Below are 22,568 nucleotides of genomic sequence, written 5' to 3'. Positions count from 1 at the left end.
ATAAATGTAGCGACCGCCGCCCTCCGCGGCTTTGTTTTCGCGTTTTCTGGAGTGCGGACGTGTCTCATCGGTCAGTCGTATCGATCTCTTTGGCTATTGCCCTTTTATCCTTTGGTTCGGCGGCGGCGCAGGAAAGCGGCCAGCATTTCTGGTCCGGCGACTGGTATCTGAACGTCGGCCTCGCCGGCTTCTCCGCGCCCAAATTCGAGGGCTCGTCGCATAATGAATTCAAGTTCAGCCCGCTGATCTCGGTCGGCCGCCAAGGCGCCGGCCCGCGGTTTTCCTCGCGCAACGACAATCCGTCCTTCGCCCTCATCGACAAGGGCGCCTTCCGCGCTGGCATCGTCGGCCGGTTCGTGCCGTCGCGCGATGACGGCGATGGCCATGAGCTGAAAGGCTTGAAGAAGGTCAAGTGGGGTGCCGAAGCCGGCGGCTTCGTCGAAGTCTACCCCACGAATTTCCTGCGCGCCCGCGCCGAAGTCCGGCAGGGCATCCGCTCATACGACGGCGTCGTCGCCGATCTCGCGGTCGATGCCTTCACCGATATCGCGCCCGACCTGCAGCTGTCAGGCGGCCCGCGCGCGACATTTGCGACAAGCGGCTATTACGACGCCTATTACGGCGTAAGCGCCAAGCATGCCGCCGCAAGCGGCCTCGATCCCTACAAGCCATCGTCGGGCATCCAGTCCTATGGCGCGGGTGCCGCCCTGACCTGGAAGGCGACCGAAAACCTCTCGGCAAGCTCCTTCCTCGAATATAAGCGGCTGGCCGGTCCCGCCGCCGACAGCAGTCTAGTGCGCGACCGCGGTTCGAAGAACCAGGTCCTGATCGGCGTCTCGGCGACCTACAAGTTCAATTTCTCCCTGCAGTGATCCAATGCATGTCGCCCGGAAGTGCGTAGCGGTTCCGGGATAACGATATGCATCAAACATCCAACGCATGTCGTCCGGAAGTGCACAGCGGTTCCGGGATAACGACAGGCATAAGACAAAGAGATCGCTTCTTGACCGGATCGCCGGCCGGTCGCTAGATGGCGGCATGCAAGATACCGGCGACTTCAACGATCGCGTTTCCGACGCACCTTCCGACAACTGGGTCTATCGGATCCTGCCGCAGTGGCTCTGGCCTTATGCGCAGCTTGCGCGGTGGGATCGCCCGATCGGCTGGCAGCTGTTGATGTGGCCATGCTTCTGGTCGGCAACCCTTGCCGCCAATGCGGCGATCGGCGAGGGGCTCTACTCCGGCAGTCTGCTGGTGTCTCACCTTTTGCTCTATTTCATCGGCGCCGTCGCCATGCGCGGCGCCGGCTGCACCTATAACGATCTCGTCGACCACGAAATCGACATGGAAGTGGCGCGCACCCGTTCGCGTCCGCTCCCCTCGGGCCGCGTGACGCGCGCCCACGCGAAGATCTTCATCGGCCTGCAGGCGCTGGTCGGCCTCGTCGTGCTCTTGCAGTTCAACTGGCTGACGGTTTTCCTCGGCGTGCTTTCGCTGGGGATCGTGGCGTTTTATCCCTTCGCCAAGCGGTTCACCGACTGGCCGCAATTCTATCTGGGGCTTGCCTTCTCCTGGGGCGCGCTGATGGGCTGGGCCGGCATCTTGGGCGGCCTCTCCTTTGCCGCCATCCTGCTCTACGCCGCCTCCGTCGCCTGGACGATCGGTTACGACACGATTTACGCCCATCAGGACAAGGAGGACGACGAACTGATCGGCGTCCGCTCCACCGCGCGGCTGTTCGGCGACAGGACGAGGCAATGGCTGATCGGCCTTTATGGACTGACGCTGGTGCTGATGTTTATCGCTTTCGTTCTCGCCGGCGCCAATGTCATCGCGTTCCTGGCGCTGCTCGGGGCCGCCGGCATGTTCGCCTGGCAGATCGTCCGGCTGGATATCAATGATGCCTCCCAATGCCTGGCGCTCTTCAAGTCGAACAATCGCGTCGGCCTGATCATCTTTTTCGGCCTGTTCATCTCGCTGCTATTTGCCATTCCCTAAATGGGGCGATGACTTAAGCCATGCATGAAACGATAAACCCGGCGCGGGCGCCGGGTTTCAAAATGCTTGCGAAAACGTGGTGTCGTTATTTCGCTCAATTGCGGGCGATGATTTCCTTGCCCTCGATCTTCATGGCGACACCCAGCCGACCGGTGGTGCGGCGCACGAGGAAGCGCGGGCGCCGGTTGGCGAAGTAGGAATGACGGCGGCGCGGCTTGAGATCGCTGGTGCGCAAGCCGCCGATATGGTCTTCGAGCGGACGGGCGACGCCGTCGGCCTCGACCATCAGCATCGGAATGTGGAAGGCTTCCGACCAGCTGCGCCAGTCGGCGGCGATATCGCTGAGGTCATGGGCGACGAGCAGCGGAATGCAAAGCTCCGGATCGGCGTGGTGAAGCTCGAGAGTGACGGTGACTTCGCCGTCGCCATGGTCGATGGCGCGGGCGGCGACGCCCTTGAAGACGCGCTTCGGCAGGGCAATCGAGAGCGGCAGGCCGCTGGAAGGGAGGACCTTGCGCAATACTGCGCCGCGTTCGTCTATGGTGATGTTGACGTCATCCGAACAATCATGGATGGCGTAGCTGACCTGCTGGGGAAAGCGGGCCGGATCGAGGCGTAACGTCGTGCCAGCCCAGGCGGGCTTCATTGCGGGATTGTTCATGTCATTCTACCCTTGTCTTACCTGAGAGCCGATTTCCGGTCTTCTCCTTGGGACTTTTCGTCCTCTATGGCCGACAATAGGGGCCTGCCGTTCCGTACAGCTTAAAAATTGCGGTTAAGAAAACTTTGCCTCCTATGATGGTTATCAAAACCGAATCCGGCAGGGTTTCCGGAAGGTGAACGGTGTGGTGTGCTGAAATGATGCATCCTGAGGTAAGCCTCAGGTAAGCTTTCCGTGGCAAAATATGCTTACCAGCAGTTCGTTCTTTTAGAGAGTTTGCCGAAAAGGGCGCTTTTAATGATCACGGCTTCCCTCGCTTACACGATCCTGTCGAAGGATATGACGTCGAGCCTCAACAAGGTTGCGTCGCAGGCGACGGTCAAAAAGGACGCTCAGTACTACGCCGACCATATCAACAAGGTCAAAACGGTCGACGACTTTCTCGGCGATTACAAGCTCTACAGCTATGCGATGAAGGCCTATGGTCTGGAGGATATGACCTACGCCAAGGCCTTCATGAAGAAGGTGCTCGAAAGCGATCTCACCGACGCCAACAGCTACGCCAACAAGCTTTCCGATACGCGTTATCGCGAATTTGCCTCCGCCTTCAATTTCAATGCGCCTGCCAAGGATGTGCAGACGGACGCGCAGGAGGACGATCTGATCGGCCTCTACAAGCAGTCCTTCATCGATGCCGACAAGGCGGCGAGCACCGAGAGCACCTATTACAGCAACAATATTGACAGCGTGCAGACCGTCGACGATCTGGTCAACAACACAAGGCTGCGCACCTATGTCCTGACGACGTTCAAAATCGATCCCACCTATGCGTCGAAGGATTTTCTGCGCCAGGTGCTGACGAGCGATCTCAGCGACCCCACGAGCGTCGTCAACACGCAAGGTGGCGACAAGTACAAGGCGCTTGCCGCCCAGTTCGGCTTCAACGCCGACGGCACCGTCACCGGCACGGCGCAGACGGCGGCGCAGAAGGCGTCGGTCGTCGAGACCTACACGCTGAATTCCCAATCGGTGATCATCGACAATTCGGTCGGCTCCGACGTCTACTATGTCGGCAAGACGGCGGCTGACTACAATAAGGCCTATTATACCGCCAAGATCGGCACGATCACCAATGTCGACGATCTGGTCGCCGACAAGCGCCTGACCTCCTACATCACCACGGCCTACAGCATGGGCGCCGACTTTACCGCGGCAGCGCTGCGCACGGTGCTGACCGACCCCGGCTATGCCCAGCTGATGGGCTTTACCAACGTCTACAACGCCTTCAATTTCAAGGCTGACGGGTCGACCTCGAGCACGGCGCGCGTCCAGACGCTTGACCAGGCGAACAAGCTGTCATCGGCAGCGTCGAGCACCAGCAATTATTACACCGTGACCTCGCAATCGAGCGGCATCACCAATGTCGACGACCTGCTCGCCGACAATGTGCTGGCGCGTTCCATCAAGGATGCCTATGGGCTTGGCACCAATTTCAGCAATGCCGACCTGAAGAATATCCTGACGGATTCGGCCTATGCCGCGGCCCAGGGCTATGCCGATCTCAATGCCGACTTCAATTTCCAGGCGGATGGCTCGATCAATGGTTCGGTGATCCAGACCGCGGCGCAGCGGAAATCGACGACCGACAAGTTGGCGGCGAACGCAGCGCATTTCAACAGCATGATCGGCAATGTCACCAATGTCGACAACATCATGTCCGATCCGGTTGCAGTCAGCTATCTCAGAAACAGCATGCAGATCGCCGACAGCGTCTCCGATGCGACGTTGAAGACGTTCCTCGTCGACCCTGCGGCTGCCAGCGCCCAGGGCTACAGCGACGTTCACGACCTCTTCAATTTCAAGGCCGACGGTTCGGTCGCGACGCTTTACGCCTCGCAGAGCGCAACCCAAAGCGCCAGCACTGCCAACAAGGCCAATGATGCGGCCGTCTATTACCAGGCGACCATCGCCGGCATCTCAAACGTCGATCAGTTGCAGTCGGATCAGAAGCTGAACAATTTCGTGCGCAACGCTTTCGGCATCCCGTCCACCGTCACCGACGTCGCTCTTCGCACTATCCTGACCGATCAAAGCGGCACCGGCACCTATGCCGATGTTGCCGCCGCCTTCAACTTCAAGGCGGATGGCACGCTTGAGGACGGCATGCAGGCGCAGACGGCGGCACAGATCACCAACACGAAAATTGCCGCCGGAGCCCGCACCGACGATTATTCCGCCCGGATGGCGACAATCGGCAATGTCGACGATCTCATCGCCGATGACGCCATCACCAATTTCCTGAAGAGCACCTACAATCTGCCATCGGCTATCTCGAACGCTGATCTGAAGAGCATTTTGACCGATGCGACGGCGGCCGCCGCCGCCGGCCACGCCGATCTCAATGCCGACTTCAACTTCGCCGCCGACGGATCGCTCCCGGCCATCAGTTCGGTCCAGACGGCCGATCAGGCGCAGACCACCAATGACAATTACATGGCGCGCTATGACGACGAGCGCGACGAGGCGATCGACGAAGTCACCTCCAACTACACGAGCATGATGGCCGATAGCACCAGCCTGCTCGATTTCTCCGAGATCAAGAGCGTCAACGATTTCCTGCGCACCAATTCCTCGGCCGATTTCAAGAAGAGCAACGACAAGCTGCCGGATCCCTATCATGTGGCGCTGCAGGCCTTCGGACTGACCGACCAGGAGGTGCCGCGCTCGATGATGCGCAAGATCCTGACGAGCGATGCATACGACCCGAAAGGTTATATCGCCTCGCTGAAGGACGAACGCATCACCAACCTTGCCCGCGCCTTCAACTTCGGCCCCGACGGCAAGGCGGCATCACCCTTCCAGGCGCTTCCCGACGCGACCTTGGCCAAATACGCCACCGATTATAAAGCGCATGTCACCATGCTGTTGAAGGCCGGCCCGGTAAAGGACAAGGCATCGAAGGATGCGACGACCGAGGTTGATTATTTCGCCAAGGGCATGGCGAAGGTGAAGTCGCTCGACGATTTCCTCAACGACAGTCGCCTAACGGATCTGGTGCTGAAAGCCAACAACCTCGACCCGAAGGATTACGACAAGGCGACGCTGAAGAAGATCTTCACCTCCGATCCCGACGACAAGAAGAGCTATCTGAACACCAAGGCCGATGCGCGCTTCAAGGATATCGTCGCCGCCTTCAATTTCGACAAGGACGGCAATCTCACCCGTGCCAAGATAGGCACTATCCAGAACAAGGCTGCCGAGGACCACACCCAGAAGCTTTTCGTCCAGCAGACGATGGAAGCCCAGCAGGGCGAAAGCAATGACGGCGTCCGCCTGGCGCTCTATTTCAGCCGCAAGGCCCCGAGCATCACCTCGATCTATTCGATCCTCGGCGACAAGGCGCTCTATCAGGTGATCACCACCGCCTTCAGCCTGCCTTCGCAGATCTCGGGCATGGATGTCGCCAAGCAGGCCGACCTGATCAACCGCTTCGTCAAGCTCGAGGATCTCCAGGATCCGAAGAAGGTCGACAAGCTGCTGCGGCGCTTCACCGCCATGTACGACGTCCAGAACAGCACCCAGCAGTCGCCGGCGCTGCAGATCCTGACCGGCGGTGGCAAGCAGTCGTCTTAATTGCTCTTAAGTTTCAATGATTTGCCCCTCACCCTAAAAACGGGACGAGGGGACGTCCCCTGCGCTACGTGGTGAGGGACGGAGAGGTAGCGGCATATGCCCTTCTCCCCGCAGGCGGGGGTCCGAAGGACGGGTCGAGACACGTGGCTCGACCCCGGTCGGTGCCGGCAGGCGGATGAGGGGCTGCCCCCCCAACCGTCACCCTCAAACGTCCAGACTGACAACCTTTCCCGGGTTCATGATATCGGCCGGGTCGAAGGCGCGCTTGATGCGGCGCATCAACTCGATTTCGATTGCCGGGCGGATCGCCGCCAACTCGTCGCGCTTCAGCTGTCCGATGCCGTGCTCGGCCGAGATCGAGCCGCCGTGCGCAATGACCAGCCCATGAACGATGTGGTTCATCTCGTGCCAGCGGCCGATGAAGGCGTCCTTGTCGGCACCGACCGGCTGGGAAATATTGTAATGGATATTGCCGTCGCCCATATGCCCGAAAGCGCAGATGCGGGCTCCGGGCATTGCCGCCATCACCGCTTCTTCGGCCTCGGCCATGAAATGCGGAACCTTCGACACCGGCACGGAAACATCGTGCTTGATCGACCCGCCTTCCGGCTTCTGGGCATCCGACATGCTTTCGCGCATGTGCCAGATCGCCTTCTGCTGGGCGACCGATGAAGCGATCGCCGCATCGAGCACCAGCCCGGCCTCGAAGCCTTGTTCCAGTACGCCGTTGATCATCCGCTCCGCCGTCTCGGCCGAGTCCGACGTGGAGATATCGATCAGCACATACCAGGGATAGGCCGCTTCCAGCGGATCGCGCACGCCGTCGATGTGGCGCGTGGTGATTTCGACGCCGAAACGCGGCATCAGCTCGAAACCGGTCAGCGAAGCGCCGCAGAGGCTGGAGGCGAGATCGAACAGACCAAGCGCATCCTCCACCGAATTCAGGCCGGCGAATGCCACCTGATGGCCGAGCGGCTGGGGAAATAGCTTCAGCACCGCGCCGGTGATGATGCCGAGCGTGCCTTCGGCGCCGATGAAAAGGTCGCGCAGGTCGTAGCCGGTATTGTCCTTCTTCAGGCGGCGCAAGCCATCCCAGATCTCGCCGGTCGGCAGCACCACTTCGAGGCCGAGGCAGAGCTGGCGCATATTGCCGTAGGCAAGCACGGCCGTGCCGCCGGCATTGGTGGAAAGGTTGCCGCCGATGCGGCAGGAGCCCTCCGAGCCGAGCGACAGCGGAAACAGCCGCCCATGCGCCTCGGCTGCCTTCTGCACTTCGGCGAGGATCGCGCCGCCATCGGCCACCAGCACGTTGGCCACCGGATCGACATCGCGGATCTTGTTCATGCGCTCGAGCGACAGGATGATATCGGCCTTGCCCTCACGCGGCGTCTGGCCGCCGACGAGACCGGTATTGCCGGTCTGCGGCACGATCGCCGTCCCGGTCTCCGTCGCAAGTTTCATGATATCAGAGACTTCCGCGACCGAGCCGGGCTTCAACAGGAGAGGGGAGGAGCCGTGATAGAGCCCGCGGTTCTCGATCAGATGCGGCGCCAGATCGGCCTCGCTGGCGAGCGCGTATTTGGCGCCGACGATGGCTGTGAAGCGGTCGAGAAGTTCGGCGGAAATGCTGGGGCTGGTCATCGGGTTCGATCCTCCATCGTAATTTTTTAATCGCGGGGTGCAGCTGCCCGCTGCAGGCGATCGTTGATCGCTTCGCCCAACCCCTCCTCGGGGATGGTCGAAAAGGCAATGCTCGGTGCCCCGCTGGCATCGGCCCGCTTCATGTAGTCGAAAAGATTGGCCGCCGCCTCGGCAAGGTCGCCCTGCGGGCTGAGATCGAGGACGATCCGGGCGCTGTTTGCGCCGGAGACCGCCGCACCGCCGAAGGCGATCAGCGCTTCGCCAGGCTCGACCGTCGTCGCATTGAGGCGCACCGAGGCGCCTGGCGCGTAATGCGAGGCGAGCATGCCTGGTGCTTCGATCGCCGCCGATGCTGTCTTCGCTCTGAGCAGCGGCCGGCCCGCGACGCGCTCGATCTCGCGTGCTGTCAGACCACCGGGGCGAAGCAGCCTTACCCGCTCGCCCTCCACCTTGACGATCGTCGATTCGACGCCGACAGCGCTTGCGCCCGCGTCGAGGATCAACGGGATCTTCGCCCCGAGATCGGCCTCGACATGGGCGGCACTCGTTGCGCTGATTGCGCCCGAGGTGTTGGCGCTGGGGGCTGCGAGCGGTCGCCCGAAGGCGCCGATCAGCGCGCCTGCAAAACCCTTCGGCACGCGGATGCCGACGCTGTCGAGCCCGGCGGTCGCCAGCGGATGGATCGAGCTTTCAGGCTTCAGCGGCAGTACGAGGGTCAGCGGCCCGGGCCAGAAGGCGGCGGCGAGCGCGCGCGACATCGGATCGAATTCGGCGTGCTCTTCGGCCATGGCGAGGTCGGCCATATGGCAGATCAGCGGGTTGAAGCGCGGCCGTCCCTTTGTCTCGTAGATGCGGGTGATCGCCGCCGGATTGGTGGCGTCGGCGGCAAGGCCGTAGACGGTCTCGGTCGGAATGGCGATGGCAAAGCCGTCCGCAAGAGCGGCGCAGGCCGCCTCAAGCGCTGCCTGCCTGTCTGCCTTTATGTCGATCGTGCGTGCCATATGCTGCCTGATGCTCTCGTTCCGGCAGTCATTAGGCGTTCCGCCGCCCGCGATCAATCGCGTTGTTGGCCTCGCGCATGAGGGAGCATCACAGCTGGCGAATGATTTCGCGCAATTGTTCGTTGCGGGCGCCGAGCAGCAGGATATTGCGGATCGCCGCCTGCGGATCGTGGGTGCGGAAGAGCAGGCCGTTGCCGCGCACCGACCGGTCGACGCTCATCTTTTCCTGGGAGTCCGCGCCTGCTTTGATGGCGACGGCGAAATACATGCGGGAATAGCCGACATCGATGCGTTCGAAGAAGTTGTCGTTCTCGCCGATGTCGGAATAAAAATTGGCGATGTAGAAGGCCCAGCTCACATCTTCGTAATGGGCGAACTTCGTCCGTGCGGCGGTGACGTGGCAATAGCCGAGATGCGGGCTGTCCTGCAGCGTCCGGTGAAAGATCATCTTCGGAAACTGGATCGAGTGGTGAAAGCCGTTGATGTGCTGATGGGTCTTTTCGCCGGCCACCTGCAGCTTGCGGCCGGTCTTTTCGGCGACTTCATCGTGGGTGAAATAGCGCTTTTCCTCGGCCAGCCAGTGTCGCCGCTCGCGGGGGATCCGGCCGGTGCGCAGAAATTCGGAATGCGCGGCAATCGGCTGCCGCTCTTGCATTCTGTTTGCATCTCTCGCATCGAAATAACGGAGTCTGGCCATGGTTCGCGTTCTTCGCTCGGTCTGAATCAACGGCAGGATAGGGTGACATGCTTAAGGCGATGTTAAAATCATCCGGCAGCCGGCCGGTCAAAAGGCAAACGCCGACAGATGTCGCAAACGCGACGGACATCTATGCCGGCCGGCTTACCTCTTTACGCAACGGGTCTTTACGCCATGTCGCAATTGACGATAATTGCTGCAGCGTCGAGAGATGCGATCGACCTGGACCGGCCGCCTGCATCCTGTCGTCAATTTCGAAGCCGATGTCGCATTACAACCGAGCGGCAGCCAGCCCAGATGATTAAATGGCTGCCATGAACAATTCTCCCGAAGGAGAAGGAAGCGGGCGCGCTTCCGCCGGCCTTCTGCTCGAGGGTGGCAACCGGGTGCACGAGGACATGAAGATGGATATTCGCAGCAACGTTTTGCGTCAGCTCAAGGGTCGCCGTGAGGGCTTCAGCCTCGAGCAGCCGTTTTATATCGACGAGGATTATTTCCAGCTCGACATGGAGATGATCTATTATCGCGACTGGCTGTTCATCGGCCATGATTGCGAGCTGCCGAAGCCGGGCGCCTATTTCACCGTCCAGATCGGCAGCTATCCGGTCGTCGTCGTCCGTGGCCGCGATAATGTCATCCGCGCCTTCCACAACAGCTGTCGTCATCGCGGCTCGCGCGTCTGCACCAAGGAGCACGGCTCCTCCGTGCGTCTCGTCTGCCCCTATCATCAGTGGACCTATGATCTTGAAGGCAAGCTCGCCTTCGCCCGCCACATGGGCGATGATTTCGACAAGACCGGCTTCAACCTGAAACCCGTCCATTGCGAAGTCGTCGCAGGCTATGTCTTCATCTGCCTTGCCAACACCGCCCCCGACTTCCAGCCGGTGCGCGACAAGATCGAGCCCTATGTCGCGCCGCACCGGATCAGCGAAAGCAAGGTCGCCTTCCAGAGCACGATCATCGAGAAGGGCAACTGGAAGCTTGTCTGGGAAAATAACCGCGAGTGTTATCACTGCGCCGCCAATCACCCGGAGCTTTGCCGCACCTATCCCGAAGCCCCGAGTGTCACCGGCACGGATGGCGGCGCCGACGATCCGGAAATCGCCGGCCATTGGGCGCGCTGCGAGGCCGCCGGCCTGCCGAGCAAATTCCAGATGTCGCCGGACGGTCAGTTCCGCACCGCCCGCATGCCGCTGATCGAAGATGCCGAGAGCTACACCATGTCGGGCAAGCGCGCCGTCAACCGTCCGCTCGCCGACGATATCTCGATCAGCCATATCGGCACCATGCTGCTCTTCCACTACCCAACCACTTGGAACCACCTGCTCGGTGACCATGCCATCTCCTTCCGGGTGCTGCCGCTCAGCGCCAACGAGACGGCGGTGACGACCAAGTGGCTCGTCCACAAGGACGCGGTCGAAGGCGTGGATTACAATCTCGAGGAACTGACCCACGTCTGGACCGAGACCAACGACCAGGATCGCCGCATCGTCGAAGAGAACGCCTTCGGCATCCACTCGCCCGCCTACGAACCCGGCCCCTATTCCACCCTGCACGAGGGCGGCGTCATGCAGTTCCTCGAATGGTATTCGAACTTCATGGTGAACCGCCTGCAGGGCGACCAGGCGAAAATTTCTGCCGTGGCCTGATGCATGTCGCTCGGGGCGACATCATGGGGGGCCTCCCGGTTAATGCCCGGTTCAGATCGATTTCTTTAAAGATACGAAAGCAGCCAGCCCCGGCCGCTTTCGGAACCATTCGGGCACGAAAGCGTTGCTAAACAGGCGGTTATCGCTGTCGAATGGGAGAGAAGAATGTTTAGTTTGAGTAATAAGATCGCGACCGCAGTTCTGGCTGCGGCCGTCGTTCTGACAAGCTTCGTGCCGTCGCAGGCAGTCCAGATGCCGACCGCCCCGCAGGTGGACAAATCCTCCGCCGTCGAGAGCGTCCAATACCGCCGCTATTATCGCCCCGGTTATGGGTCGGGCGGCTACTATCGCCCCGGCTATCGGCCGGGTGCCTACTATCGGCCGGGCTATGGCGGCGGCTACCGCCCCGGCTATTACGGCGGCTATCGCGGATATAGCTATTACCGTCCGGGCTATCGCCACTATAACGGCTACTGGTATCCGCTCGCCGCCTTCGGCGCCGGCGCGGTCATCGGCGGCGCCATCGTTGCACAGCCGCGTTACGTCGAGCCTGCGCCTCGCATGGGTTCAGGCCATGTCGCCTGGTGCGCCAACCGCTATCGGTCCTATCGCGCCTACGACAACACGTTCCAACCCTATAACGGCCCGCGCCAGCAGTGCTATTCGCCGTAATGATCGGCCCCGAAAGCTGCCCCTCACCCTAACCTTCTCCCCGTAAAAAACGGGGAGAGGGGACGTGCCAAACGTTGCGTCGAGTCGCCGTCCATTCGGCTTTCTCGACAAGGTTGACCGAGCCGATGAACCCATTTCATCGGCTGCGAAACTCAGTGAACGACGGTGATCACCGAAATGCCAGCTTCGTCGGCGGCACGGATAAGCGCTGCTCGCGCGTCCTGAGCTGGAATCTCCCCGTGTATTGCATCCCGGCAAGCCATAATCGCCACGAGGTATTCTTCTCCATCGTCGATTGGCCAGCCAACGGTCAGCATCTCGGCGGCTTGCACAAGAGTTGCGACCAGCTTGTATTTTTCCGGCCCACTTACAACGAGCATCAGCGGGACGAACTCTCCGGATGTGCACCATTTCATGACATTAGGTCTCCCCACGGTAAATATATTAGTAACCGTGCAAGAACTGTTCCGAGCGAGAGGGCGGCATGAACCAGCTGGCCACCCGAGCGTCGATCGCCGAAATTGTCCGTTGCTGTGGAGGCAAACAGCAGATGCACGAAGCCGTCGCAACGCTGAAGGTGGCCGCGCCAGCAGTGCATTCGCGGTATTGAGGTGAGGTGAGGTGAGGTGAAAGAAGCGCAACGCTTGCTGCTTCGACGGAGGAGTTGGCCGGAGTATCACCCCACCCTCCGTCATCCTCGGCCTTGAGCCGAGGATCCATGCCTACTGCTGATGGAGACCGGCGTGGATCTTCGGGTCAAGCCCGAGGATGACGGAGGGTGGGGCAATCTTTGCGGCAAGAACCGTGACGTTTGCTGAAATAGCAGCCGGAATTGCCAGCGCCCACCCCACCGCTCCCATTCAGAGAATATCCACCCGCCGCAGCAGCCACCAGGCAAAGGCAATCGAGGCGACGATGAGGGCGACGGCGTATTCGGTGCCGTAGTCGCCAACGGCGAAGGGCAGGTTTGCGGTGTTCATGCCGAAGAAGCCCGTCACCAGGGTCGGCGGCAGCAGGAAGGCCGTCATGATCGACAGCAGATAGAGGTGGCGGTTGGTCTCGGAGGATTGCTTGGAATCGATCTCTTCGTGCAGCAGCCGCGCCCGGTCCTGCAGCGCGTAAATATCGTGGTCGACCGTTTCCAGCCGGCTGGTCAGCCGCCGCGCCACGTCGTCGAAGCCGAACGGCATCTCATCGTCGTCGGCCGCCGCCGCGCGCCGCATCAGCGCCAGCACCGTGCGCAGATGCCGATGCAGCCGGACGACGGTGCGCCGCACCGGCGCCAGCCGCCGGCGTTCGTCGCGCGGCGCATTGTCGTAGACGAAATCCTCGATCAGGTTCAGCTCTTCGGTGAGTTCCATGACGATCGCGATCAGCGTGCGCTGAAACTCGATCACCAGCAGTTCGAACAGATCGACCGGCCGCGAGAATTTGCCGGGGTTCTTCTCGATCAACGCCCGCGCCCGCTCGACGCTGCGCAGCGGCTGCAGCCTCGTGGTGATGATGAAGCGGTCGGACATGGCGAAATGCAGCCAGCCGAGATTGTTGGTATCCTGGTCGAAATCGCGCTGGCAGTCGACCAGCGTGCCGTAGAGCATCTGCTCGTCGACGGTGATGGTCGCATGCGTGTCACGCGTCGTCAGCGCCGATTTCGCGTCCTCCGTCAGTCCGGTGAGCGTTTCCAGCAATGCCGGCACGCGGGCGTCGACAAGGTTGAGGTGCAGCCAATAGAAACAATTTTCGGCAGTCAGGTCCGCCACCGTCGCACTGTTGTTCAGCCGCACCGCGGTCTTTTCATCCGGCGAGAAGCGATAGGCCCAGACGAAACCGGGTATGTTGACGGGCAATGTATCCATCGGTCGCCGATCCTTTGCGAAGGCGATGTCCTTATCGGCTCTTCATGACGTTCATGTGTGCAAGAGCGCAAGAGTCGAGCTGTGATGTCGGCAAACTATTGCACGGCAGTCCATGGAATCGAAATTGACGTTTACGTAAAAATCAATTAGCCCTTGCCTCGGAGGGCTTTGCCCAAATGCAGAGGTGCAGGTCGTCTGCGGAGGAAAACCATGTACAAGGCGCCCGTTGAGGAAATCGCGTTCACGTTGAAGCATGTCGCCGGCATGGGCGAGGCGATTTCAGCAGGCTTGCTCGGCGATCTCGGCGAAGATCTGGTCGACGCCATTCTGGCCGAGGCGGGACGTTTTGCCACAGAGGAAGTGGCGCCGCTCGCCGACATCGGCGACCGCCAGGGCGCCCGTCTGGAGGGTGGCGAGGTTCGGTTGCCTGATGGCTGGCGCGATCTCTATCGCAACTGGATCGCCGGCGGCTGGAACGGCCTGACGGCACCCGAAGCTTTCGGCGGCCAGGCCCTGCCGCATATGCTGAATGTCGCAGCGTTGGAAATGTGGAATTCCGGTTCCATGGCCTTCGCGCTCGCCCCGACGCTGACGATGGGCGCCATCGAGGCGGTCAGCACCCATGGCAGTGCCGCGCTGAAGGCGAAATACCTGGCAAAGATGGTCTCCGGCGAATGGACTGGCACCATGAACCTGACCGAGCCGCATGCCGGCTCCGATCTCGGCGTGCTCAAGGCCCGCGCCGAGCGCCGCGCCGACGGCAGCTACCGCATATCCGGCCAGAAGATTTTCATCACCTGGGGCGAGCATGACGCGGCCGACAATATCATTCATCTGGTGCTCGCCCGCCTGCCGGATGCGCCGGCCGGCACCCGCGGCATCTCGCTTTTCCTGGTGCCGAAATTCCTGGTGAACGACGACGGCTCGCTCGGCGCCCGAAACGATCTGTTCTGCCACTCGCTGGAGCACAAGCTCGGCATCCACGGCTCGCCGACCTGCACGATGATCTATGGCGACGGCCGGTTCGGCGACGAGAAGGGTGCTGTGGGCTGGCTGGTCGGCGAGGAGAATAAGGGGCTCGCCTGCATGTTCACGATGATGAACAATGCCCGCCTGGCCGTCGGCATGCAGGGCGTGGCGATCGCCGAGGCCGCTACACAGAAGGCCCTCGCCTATGCCAGGGAACGCACCCAGGGCAGGGCGCCGGGCTCCACCGCCGCCGGCATGAGCCCGATCGTCGACCATCCCGACGTTGCCCGCATGCTTCTGACCATGAAGGCGCTGACCCAGGGGGCGCGCGCCATCTCCTATGCCTGCGCCCATGCGATCGACATGTCCCACCGGGCCGGCGACACCGGCCGCCACTGGCAGGAGCGCGCCGCGCTTTTGACCCCGATCGCCAAATCCTTTTCGACCGATGCCGGCGTCGATGTCGCCTCGCTCGGCATTCAGGTGCATGGCGGCATGGGCTTCATCGAGGAGACGGGGGCGGCGCGTTACCTCAGGGATGCCCGCATCGCGCCGATCTACGAGGGCACCAACGGCATCCAGGCGATCGACCTTGTTACCCGCAAGCTGCCGCTTTCGGGCGGCAATCAGGTGAAGGGTTTCGTCGCGGAGCTCAGAGGGATCGCCGAGAACGTCCGCCGCTTCAATCTCGATGGTCTCGGCAAAACCGCCGTCAGGCTCGACGCAGCGATTTCAGATCTCGAAACGGCGACCACCTGGCTCACGAAGATGCTGGCCGACGGCAAGGTGGCCGAGGCGCTTTCGGGCGCGACACCCTATCAGCGCCTGTTCGGCCTCGTGCTCACCGGGTGCTATCTCGCCAAGGGCGCTCTTGCCGAAAGCGATGATGGCAAAGGCGAGGGTCGCATCGTGCTCTGCCGCTTTGCCGCCGAAAACCTGCTCGCCGAGACCGCAGCCCTTCGCGACCGCGTCGTCAATGGCGCGGCAAGCCTTGCCGCCGCCCGCATCCTGCTCGCCTGAGGCGACCCCATGACCTCTGAGGAGATCCAATGACCGATCACATCATCGTCGAGCGGCCTTCCGCCCACCCAGGCGTCCAGCTCATCCGCTTCAACCGGGCGGAGAAGAAGAACGCCATCACCCGCGCCATGTATCGTACCATGGCCGATGCGCTGAAGGCGGCCGATGCCGATACGTCCATCCGCGCCACCGCCTTTCTCGGCACCGAAGGCTGCTTTTCCGCCGGCAATGATCTGAATGACTTCCTTGCTGCCGCAATCGGCGGCGGCGGCTTGGGGCAGGAGACCCTCGATTTCCTCTATGCGCTGGTGAAGGCCGAAAAACCGGTGGTCTCCGGCGTCGACGGCCTGGCGATCGGCATCGGTACGACGATCCATCTCCATTGCGACCTGACAATCGCCTCGAGCCGCAGCCAGTTCCGCACCCCCTTCGTCGATCTGGCGCTGGTGCCGGAGGCCGGCTCCAGTCTGGTTGCGCCGCGGCTGATGGGCCACCAGCGCGCTTTCGCCCTGCTTGCGATGGGCGAGGCCTTTTCGGCCGCCGAGGCGAAGGAAGCCGGTCTCATCTGGAAGGTGGTCGAACCCGGCGAGGTCGATGCGGTAACGCTGGCGACGGCCGCGCGTCTCGCCGTCAAACCGCCGGAGGCGTTGCGCATCGCCCGCGATCTCATCCGCGGCGACAGTGGCGAGATCACCGCCCGCATCGACGAGGAGGCCCGCCATTTCTCCGCCCGTCTGAAAAGTGCCGAGGCCCGCGCCGCCTTCGAAGCCTTCATGCGTCGCTAAAGCGCGTCGCGATCTTTCAGATTCGCTCCTTGCGCTTGAGCTCCTTGTTTTTACGCATGTCGTTGCCGCAAAACCGCTGCACACTTTTGCGCGACATACTTTAGAGCATGGGCACATCGAAGACCTCGCCGGCCCTGAGCGGCCGGAACCGGTCCGCGGCAATATCGTGCTCGCGCATTGCCTCTTGCAATGCTTTTGTCGGCGCGTCGACCGCTTCGTCTGTCAGTTGGAACGTCGCGAAGTGATGCCCTGCCGCATAGGCCGCATTTGCCAATTTCATCCCGATCACCGCTTCCTGCGGATTCTGGTGCTGGCCTTTCATGAACCATCGCGGCTCATAGGCGCCGAAGGGTAGGATCGCCAAGCGAAAGCCGCCATGTTTCTGCTGTGCCGCCTTGTAATTGATGCCGTGGTGAAAGCCCGTATCGCCGACGTGATAGATCGTTCCGGCCGGAGTCGATAAAACGAACGAGGCCCAAAGGGCCATTCGTCGATCGGCGCCGCCGCGGGCGGACCAATGATGTGCTGGCTCAGCATCAATGCTGATGCCGGCGTGCGAGATGCGCTCGCCCCAGTCCATCGATGTCATCCCTATATCGGCCACGGCGCGGCGGATGATCGTGTCATTGCCGAGTGGCGTCACGACACGCGGCCGATGCTTCTCATGCAACCGCTTGAGCGTTGCGATATCGAGATGATCATAATGATTGTGCGATACCAGCACGAGATCGATTGGCGGCAGATCATCGAACGCGATGCCCGGTTGGACGACGCGTTTGGGACCGGCAAAAGTAAAAGGGCTGACGCGCTCCGACCACACCGGGTCGGTAAGGATATTGAGCCCGGCGACCTGCACCAGCATGGTTGCATGGCCAACCATGGTCACCCGCAGATCCTCCCCGCCGACACGTGCATCCGGCTTGGCCGGCGCATATGGACTTGGCACCGACTTCGGCCACCGCTCACGGCCACCGCCGAATTGCCACCGCAGCAAATCGCCGAAACCAAGCGGCTCGGTACCGTCGGGATTGAAGAAATGCGTGCCGTCGAAGTGATCGGACACCGGGCCGGTATAGTAGGGATTGCGTCTTTTGGTCTTGCGCATTCGGAATCGGTCTCGTTGCTGACAGCGCCGCGCGTCTTTTCAGACGCGCCAACGACGCTGTAACACTTTGAATCGCTGCATATGCAGTAGAACAGGACGACCTTAAGCGTGTCGGCTTAAAATCTGAATCCTGTTCTAAAATAGAGAGTTAGACCGAGGCGGGAAGCTCGTTGACCTTGCGCAGGATGCTGTCGACCAGCCGCTCCGGCAGGTAGCGGCGAAGCGAGCGGACCTGACGCGACTGCTTGCCGGCGGAATAGCGCAGCTTCGGCTTCTTGGCGGTTGCGGCTTTGACAACCATGTCGGCGACAACCTGCGGCGCGTCGCCCGCCTCTACCCACTTGCGCATCAGAGCCTCGCTCCTGGCCCGCTCCGAGTCGTAGACCGGAAGAGGCTGATCGACGCGTGTCAGATTCTCCTCGAAGGATGTTTTGGTGACGCCGGGTTGGACGAGAATGACACGAATGCCGAAGTTGCGCACTTCATGGTCGAGCGATTCCGAATAGCCCTCGATCGCATGTTTCGTTGAGGCATAGAAGGCGTTGTAGGGGGATGGGATCAGTCCGAGGATCGAGCTCATGTTGACGATCCGGCCGCTCTTCTGCTTGCGCATGATCGGCAGAACGGCATTGACGACGCGGGCGACGCCGAAAAGGTTGACGTCGAAAAGCCGCTGGGCCTGGTCGATCGATGATTCTTCCGCACCGCCGAGCAGGCCGATCCCCGCATTGTTGACGACGAGATCGATCCGGCCGGCTTGTTGCAGGATCTCGGCAATCACCGCCTCCACCGAGGTCTTATCCGTCACGTCGCAGATCAGCATGGTGATCCCCGGCTTGCTGGCAACCTGTTTGCGGCTTGTCCCATAGACGCGATAGCCGGCTTTCACCAGCGATTGGGCTGTGACAAGGCCAATGCCGGAGGAAGCGCCGGTAACCAGGGCAATGTTTTTGGTTCTGTCGATCATGCTGTCGGCTCTCATTTGAAGTGGATCATTAGCTGACACGGTGTTAGTATCTTTTCGATATCATGTCACTATCGAAAAGATACCGAATGAAAAATAATTCAATTCTCCAGTGCCCGGTGGCCCGCGGCCTTAACTCTGTGGGTGATGCGTGGAGCATTCTGGTCCTGCGGGATGCACATACCGGCCTTACCCGGTTCGACCAGTTCAGGAAGAGCCTCGGCATCGTGCCGACCATGCTCACCAAGCGCCTCAAAGCACTGACCGACGACGGTCTGCTGGAAAAGCGCCTCTATTCCGAGCGACCGCCGCGCGAGGAATACGTGCTGACCGAAGCAGGCCGGGATTTCCTGCCGGTGCTGATGATGATCGGGGCCTGGGCGCACCGCCACTGCGACGGCGAACTCGCCCGCTATGTCGATGTCGAAACCGGCTCAGAGATCGAGCCGATCGCCATCGATGCGGTTACGGGCGCCAAACTCGGAACGCGGGCAATGCGGCTGAGTGCTGGCCAGGACCGGGAATCCGGCAACCGATAAAGATGCATGAGGGCACCGCGCCCTCGGCACTGACGGAGGAGAGCCGATGGGGCGGCCCGCCTATTTCTCCAGCGTTGCCACCACCTCGACATGCGAGGTCCAGAGGAACTGGTCGATCGGCGTCACGCCGGTGATCCGGTAGCCGCCCTCGACGAGGATCGCCAGATCCCGCGCCAGCGTCAGCGGATTGCAGCTGACGGCGGCGATCCTCTTTACGCTTGAGCGAGCAAGCTCCTTGCACTGGAACTCGGCACCGGCGCGAGGCGGATCGAAGACGACGGCGTCATAGGGCTTGAACTCCTGCGTCATCAACGGGCGGCGAAAGAGATCGCGCTTTTCGATGGTCACCGGCTTCAATCCGGGAGTGTTGCGGGCGGCATGATCGAGGGCAGCGAGCGCCTTTGCTTCGGCTTCGACGGCATGCACGCGGCCGATCCGCGCCAGCCGCAGCGAGAATGTGCCGGCGCCGGCAAAAAGATCGGCGATCCGCTTGGCCTTGCCGGCATGGGCAAGCACCAGCTCGGCCATCGCTTCCTCAGCCGGCTTGGTCGCCTGGGTGAAGCCGCCCGGCGGCGGTGAAACCTGAATGCCGCCGAAATCGACGAGCGGCTTCGACGGCTCGACGAGGATTTCGCCGTTCAGCGAAACACGGGCGATGCCGCGCAGGCCGAGCACGGTCTCAACCGCTTTGCGCCGCTGCGGGTCGGACAGTTTCTTCACCTCGTCGACCGCGATATCGAGGCCGGAAAGCGTTTCGAGCACGGAGACGCGGAAGGGTTCGGCATTGGTCGCCAGTGCCGCGGCAATGGCCCGGATCGCCGGCAGCCGGGCGATGATCCCTGCCGACGAGATCGGACATTCCTCGATAGCGACGATATGGTGGCTTTCGGCCTGGTTGAAACCGATCAGCATATCCTTTTCGGTCTTGCGGGCCGCAAACACCACGCGCCGGCGTTCGCCCGGCCGGGCCGGAACGATCTCGCCGACCTCCGGCGTCAGCCCCTTGGATTTCAGCGCATCGATGACCAGCTGGCGCTTGAAGGCGCGGTAGGGGCCATCTGCCATATGCTGCAGCGTGCAGCCGCCACAGGTGCCGTTGAGACCATCCGGGCCGAAATGCCGGCAGGGCGGCTCCTGCCGGTCGGGCGAGGGCGTCGTGATCGACATGATCGTGCCCTGGCTTTTGACGCGGACGATCGCCACCGTCTCCCCCGGCAGGGAGAAGGGCACATAGACAGGCCCGCCGGCGCTGCTGGCGATGCCGTCGCCCTGGGCGCCGAGCTTCTCGATCGTGACGGTTTCGGTGCTCACGGTTTCAATCCTGCCAGAAGAAATTCCTGGTTGCCGTCGCCGCCGGAAATCGGGGAGGGGATGAGGCCGAGGCTGTTCCAGCCCATGTCCTCGGTGAACCAGCGCGCAAGCTCCGCAGCGACGGCGGGAGCAGACGCTGGATCCTTCAACAACCCGCCCTTGCCGATCGCTTCGCGCCCGGCCTCGAACTGCGGCTTGACCAGCAGCACGGCGACAGCACCCGGTTCGGCGATCTCGAGAGCCGGCGCCAGCGCCAGCTTCAGCGAGATGAAGGAGACGTCGGAAACGATGAACGTGGCGGGATCACCGATATCCTCTGCCGTCAGATTGCGGGCATTGAGGCCTTCTTTGTTGGTGACACGCGGATCGCCTGAAATGCGCGGGTGCATCTGCCCATGGCCGACATCGATCGCGGTGACATGCACGGCACCGCGTTGCAGCAGCACCTCGGTGAAGCCGCCTGTCGACGCGCCGATATCCAGACAGTGATGGCCGGCGGGATCGAGCCGGAAATGATCGAGGGCGCTAGCAAGCTTCAGCGCGGCGCGCGAGACATAGTCCTGCGCCGGGTCGTCGATCTCGATCTCAGCGTCGTCGCCGAAGACCGCCCCGGCTTTCGTTATGATCTGGCCGGCGATCCTGACGGTGCCGCGTTGCACGGCGTCGCGGGCCCGCGAGCGGCTGGCGAAAAGGCCGCGGGAGACGAGAAGTTGGTCGAGGCGTTGGCTGTTTTGATCTGACATCGGCTGTGAATGACCGGCAAAGCCGCCGGTTGCAAGCATTTTGTTCCAGACTGCGTCATTGACCCTTGAAAGCTTTCGGCGATAATCCTGCCGCGGCGATCACGGGGCGGCCGCAGACACGGGGGTGTTTTATGCTGAAGCTCTTCACTCTTCTTGTCGCGGCAGGGATCGCATCGCCGGCATTGGCGAACGATACCATGGCCGAGGTCAAGACCGGCGGGTTGATCTTTGCCCAGTCCGACGATGTCAGCATGGCGGAGGAGGATCTCTTCATCTCCGCTTCGCAAGTGCGTGTCGACTATGTGTTCGAGAATACATCCGATAAGGATGTCGAAAGCCTGGTTGCCTTCCCGATGCCTGACATATCAGGCCAGGTGGACAGCAACTCCGCCATTTCAGATTATGACAGTGACAACTTCCTGCATTTTTCCACCGTGCAGGATGGCAGGCCGATCACCGCCAAGCTGCAGCAGCGCGTCGTCTCGCTCGGCATCGATGTGACCGACGAGCTCGCCAAAAACGGCGTTCCCGTTCTGCCTTACAGCGATAAGACCCGCGACGCGCTCGCCAAGCTTCCCGAAACCGTCCGGAAGGATTGGATCGCCCGCGGCCTGATCTATATGATGACAGACTCCGATTTCGTGCCGCTCTGGACGCTGCGCTCGACCTATTGGTGGCGCACCACCTTTCCGGCCAAGAAGAAGGTCAGCGTCGAACATCGCTACCAGCCGGCCGTCGGCGGCACCGTCGCCATCAGCTTTCTCGAAAACGGCGAGCCGAAGGGCGAACGCTTCGAGGAATATTCCCGCAAATACTGCCTCGACGCGGATTTCGTCCGGGTCGCCCAGCAGCATGTCCGGGAAGCCGAGGCCGGAGGCGCCAACTTTACCGAAAGCTGGATCTCCTATGTGCTGTCGACCGGCGCCAACTGGGCCGGACCGATCCACCGCTTCCAGCTGACGATCGACAAGGGCAAGCCCGGCAGTCTCATCAGCTTCTGCGGCAGCAATGTCGAGAAGATCGGCCCGACCACCTTCCGCATGACATCAGAGGACTTCGATCCCGCCAAGGACTTCGACATCCTCATCCTCAATCCGCCGGAAGCGGAACCGAAGACGCCTTGATTTAAGCATTTTAATCATGGGTCCGGCTGGTGCTGCGACGCACAATTTAAGCAAATTTAAAGCCAGCCGGCATAGGTTCGATCCGATTGCGGCGGTTCATTTGAACCGCTTCGCGCCATGAAGGCAAAGGCGTCTGCACGCCGATCATGTTCCCAATTCAAAAAAGGCCTTGCGGTTGCGACCTCGCGCGCGACCCGCCT

General features: G+C 61.6%; 21 protein-coding genes. 10 read left to right on the top strand and 11 right to left on the bottom strand.

Features of this window, described 5'->3' with window-relative positions; genetic code table 11:
- The first annotated feature begins 59 nt into the window (after positions 1-59).
- Positions 60-872 (top strand): MipA/OmpV family protein, encoded by an 813-nt coding sequence (locus GR197_RS12600; protein WP_164009874.1) that lies wholly within the window; start codon positions 60-62, stop codon positions 870-872.
- 166 nt (positions 873-1,038) lie between these two features.
- Complete coding sequence (gene ubiA, locus GR197_RS12595; RefSeq protein WP_164009872.1) at positions 1,039-1,998, top strand: 4-hydroxybenzoate octaprenyltransferase; 960 nt, start codon at positions 1,039-1,041, stop codon at positions 1,996-1,998.
- 94 nt (positions 1,999-2,092) lie between these two features.
- Here the strand turns inward: ubiA and GR197_RS12590 are convergent, their stop codons facing one another.
- Complete coding sequence (locus GR197_RS12590; protein WP_164009870.1) at positions 2,093-2,659, bottom strand: DUF6101 family protein; 567 nt, start codon at positions 2,657-2,659, stop codon at positions 2,093-2,095.
- Positions 2,660-2,956: 297 nt separating this feature from the next.
- On the opposite strand from GR197_RS12590, the gene GR197_RS12585 reads away from it, so the two are divergent.
- Positions 2,957-6,292, top strand: a complete 3,336-nt coding sequence (locus tag GR197_RS12585; protein WP_164009868.1) for a DUF1217 domain-containing protein — start codon at positions 2,957-2,959, stop codon at positions 6,290-6,292.
- A 204-nt stretch (positions 6,293-6,496) separates the two neighbouring features.
- Here GR197_RS12585 and GR197_RS12580 read toward each other — a convergent pair whose 3' ends face one another.
- The 3 genes from GR197_RS12580 to GR197_RS12570 form a co-directional block, all read right to left on the bottom strand.
- Positions 6,497-7,933, bottom strand: coding sequence for an FAD-binding oxidoreductase (locus tag GR197_RS12580; protein ID WP_164009866.1), 1,437 nt, complete (start codon positions 7,931-7,933; stop codon positions 6,497-6,499).
- Positions 7,934-7,959: 26 nt separating this feature from the next.
- The gene (locus GR197_RS12575) at positions 7,960-8,934 is read right to left on the bottom strand and encodes an L-threonylcarbamoyladenylate synthase (protein WP_164009864.1); all 975 of its coding nucleotides are present in this window, start codon (positions 8,932-8,934) and stop codon (positions 7,960-7,962) included.
- A gap of 88 nt (positions 8,935-9,022) precedes the next feature.
- Positions 9,023-9,631: a DUF6656 family protein gene (locus tag GR197_RS12570; protein WP_164009862.1), complete on the bottom strand. Its 609-nt coding sequence runs from the start codon at positions 9,629-9,631 to the stop codon at positions 9,023-9,025.
- A 404-nt stretch (positions 9,632-10,035) separates the two neighbouring features.
- On the opposite strand from GR197_RS12570, the gene GR197_RS12565 reads away from it, so the two are divergent.
- On the top strand, positions 10,036-11,280 hold the full coding sequence (locus GR197_RS12565) for an aromatic ring-hydroxylating oxygenase subunit alpha (RefSeq protein ID WP_164010240.1): 1,245 nt from the start codon (positions 10,036-10,038) through the stop codon (positions 11,278-11,280).
- A 165-nt stretch (positions 11,281-11,445) separates the two neighbouring features.
- Positions 11,446-11,952: a BA14K family protein gene (locus GR197_RS12560; RefSeq protein WP_164009860.1), complete on the top strand. Its 507-nt coding sequence runs from the start codon at positions 11,446-11,448 to the stop codon at positions 11,950-11,952.
- A gap of 152 nt (positions 11,953-12,104) precedes the next feature.
- Here the strand turns inward: GR197_RS12560 and GR197_RS12555 are convergent, their stop codons facing one another.
- Positions 12,105-12,368, bottom strand: coding sequence for a DUF982 domain-containing protein (locus GR197_RS12555; RefSeq protein WP_164009858.1), 264 nt, complete (start codon positions 12,366-12,368; stop codon positions 12,105-12,107).
- Between the two features lie 68 nt (positions 12,369-12,436).
- Here GR197_RS12555 and GR197_RS32650 point away from each other — a divergent pair, with 68 nt between their 5' ends.
- Entirely contained in the window at positions 12,437-12,562 is a 126-nt protein-coding gene (locus tag GR197_RS32650; protein ID WP_281409521.1) for a hypothetical protein, read from the top strand.
- Between the two features lie 112 nt (positions 12,563-12,674).
- Here GR197_RS32650 and GR197_RS12550 read toward each other — a convergent pair whose 3' ends face one another.
- Together GR197_RS12550 and GR197_RS12545 are read right to left on the bottom strand one after the other, a co-directional pair.
- Positions 12,675-12,812, bottom strand: coding sequence for a hypothetical protein (locus GR197_RS12550; protein WP_164009856.1), 138 nt, complete (start codon positions 12,810-12,812; stop codon positions 12,675-12,677).
- Positions 12,813-13,808, bottom strand: a complete 996-nt coding sequence (locus GR197_RS12545) for a transporter (RefSeq protein ID WP_164009854.1) — start codon at positions 13,806-13,808, stop codon at positions 12,813-12,815. It abuts the gene before it with no gap.
- 210 nt (positions 13,809-14,018) lie between these two features.
- Between GR197_RS12545 and GR197_RS12540 the strand changes: the two genes are divergently transcribed.
- Together GR197_RS12540 and GR197_RS12535 are read left to right on the top strand one after the other, a co-directional pair.
- Entirely contained in the window at positions 14,019-15,797 is a 1,779-nt protein-coding gene (locus GR197_RS12540) for an acyl-CoA dehydrogenase (protein ID WP_164009852.1), read from the top strand.
- A gap of 29 nt (positions 15,798-15,826) precedes the next feature.
- Complete coding sequence (locus GR197_RS12535; RefSeq protein WP_164009850.1) at positions 15,827-16,582, top strand: crotonase/enoyl-CoA hydratase family protein; 756 nt, start codon at positions 15,827-15,829, stop codon at positions 16,580-16,582.
- 100 nt (positions 16,583-16,682) lie between these two features.
- Here GR197_RS12535 and GR197_RS12530 read toward each other — a convergent pair whose 3' ends face one another.
- Complete coding sequence (locus tag GR197_RS12530) at positions 16,683-17,687, bottom strand: MBL fold metallo-hydrolase (protein WP_164009848.1); 1,005 nt, start codon at positions 17,685-17,687, stop codon at positions 16,683-16,685.
- Positions 17,688-17,835: 148 nt separating this feature from the next.
- Positions 17,836-18,654, bottom strand: a complete 819-nt coding sequence (locus tag GR197_RS12525) for an oxidoreductase (protein ID WP_164009845.1) — start codon at positions 18,652-18,654, stop codon at positions 17,836-17,838.
- An 86-nt stretch (positions 18,655-18,740) separates the two neighbouring features.
- Here GR197_RS12525 and GR197_RS12520 point away from each other — a divergent pair, with 86 nt between their 5' ends.
- Complete coding sequence (locus GR197_RS12520) at positions 18,741-19,190, top strand: winged helix-turn-helix transcriptional regulator (RefSeq protein ID WP_164009844.1); 450 nt, start codon at positions 18,741-18,743, stop codon at positions 19,188-19,190.
- A 60-nt stretch (positions 19,191-19,250) separates the two neighbouring features.
- On the opposite strand, the gene GR197_RS12515 is transcribed toward GR197_RS12520, so the two are convergent.
- Together GR197_RS12515 and GR197_RS12510 are read right to left on the bottom strand one after the other, a co-directional pair.
- Entirely contained in the window at positions 19,251-20,501 is a 1,251-nt protein-coding gene (locus GR197_RS12515; protein WP_164009842.1) for a TRAM domain-containing protein, read from the bottom strand.
- The gene (locus tag GR197_RS12510) at positions 20,498-21,283 is read right to left on the bottom strand and encodes a TlyA family RNA methyltransferase (protein WP_432444200.1); all 786 of its coding nucleotides are present in this window, start codon (positions 21,281-21,283) and stop codon (positions 20,498-20,500) included. Before GR197_RS12510 ends, GR197_RS12515 begins: the two co-directional genes overlap by 4 nt.
- 92 nt (positions 21,284-21,375) lie before the next feature.
- Between GR197_RS12510 and GR197_RS12505 the strand changes: the two genes are divergently transcribed.
- Positions 21,376-22,368 (top strand): DUF4424 domain-containing protein, encoded by a 993-nt coding sequence (locus GR197_RS12505; protein WP_164009838.1) that lies wholly within the window; start codon positions 21,376-21,378, stop codon positions 22,366-22,368.
- Positions 22,369-22,568: the final 200 nt, after the last annotated feature.

This window comes from Rhizobium phaseoli (genome assembly GCF_010668805.1).
In the GTDB taxonomy this organism is placed as follows: domain Bacteria; phylum Pseudomonadota; class Alphaproteobacteria; order Rhizobiales; family Rhizobiaceae; genus Rhizobium; species Rhizobium phaseoli_A.
The sequence above is the reverse complement of the archived record's forward strand: the minus strand, read 5'-3'. Positions and strand labels throughout refer to the sequence as shown.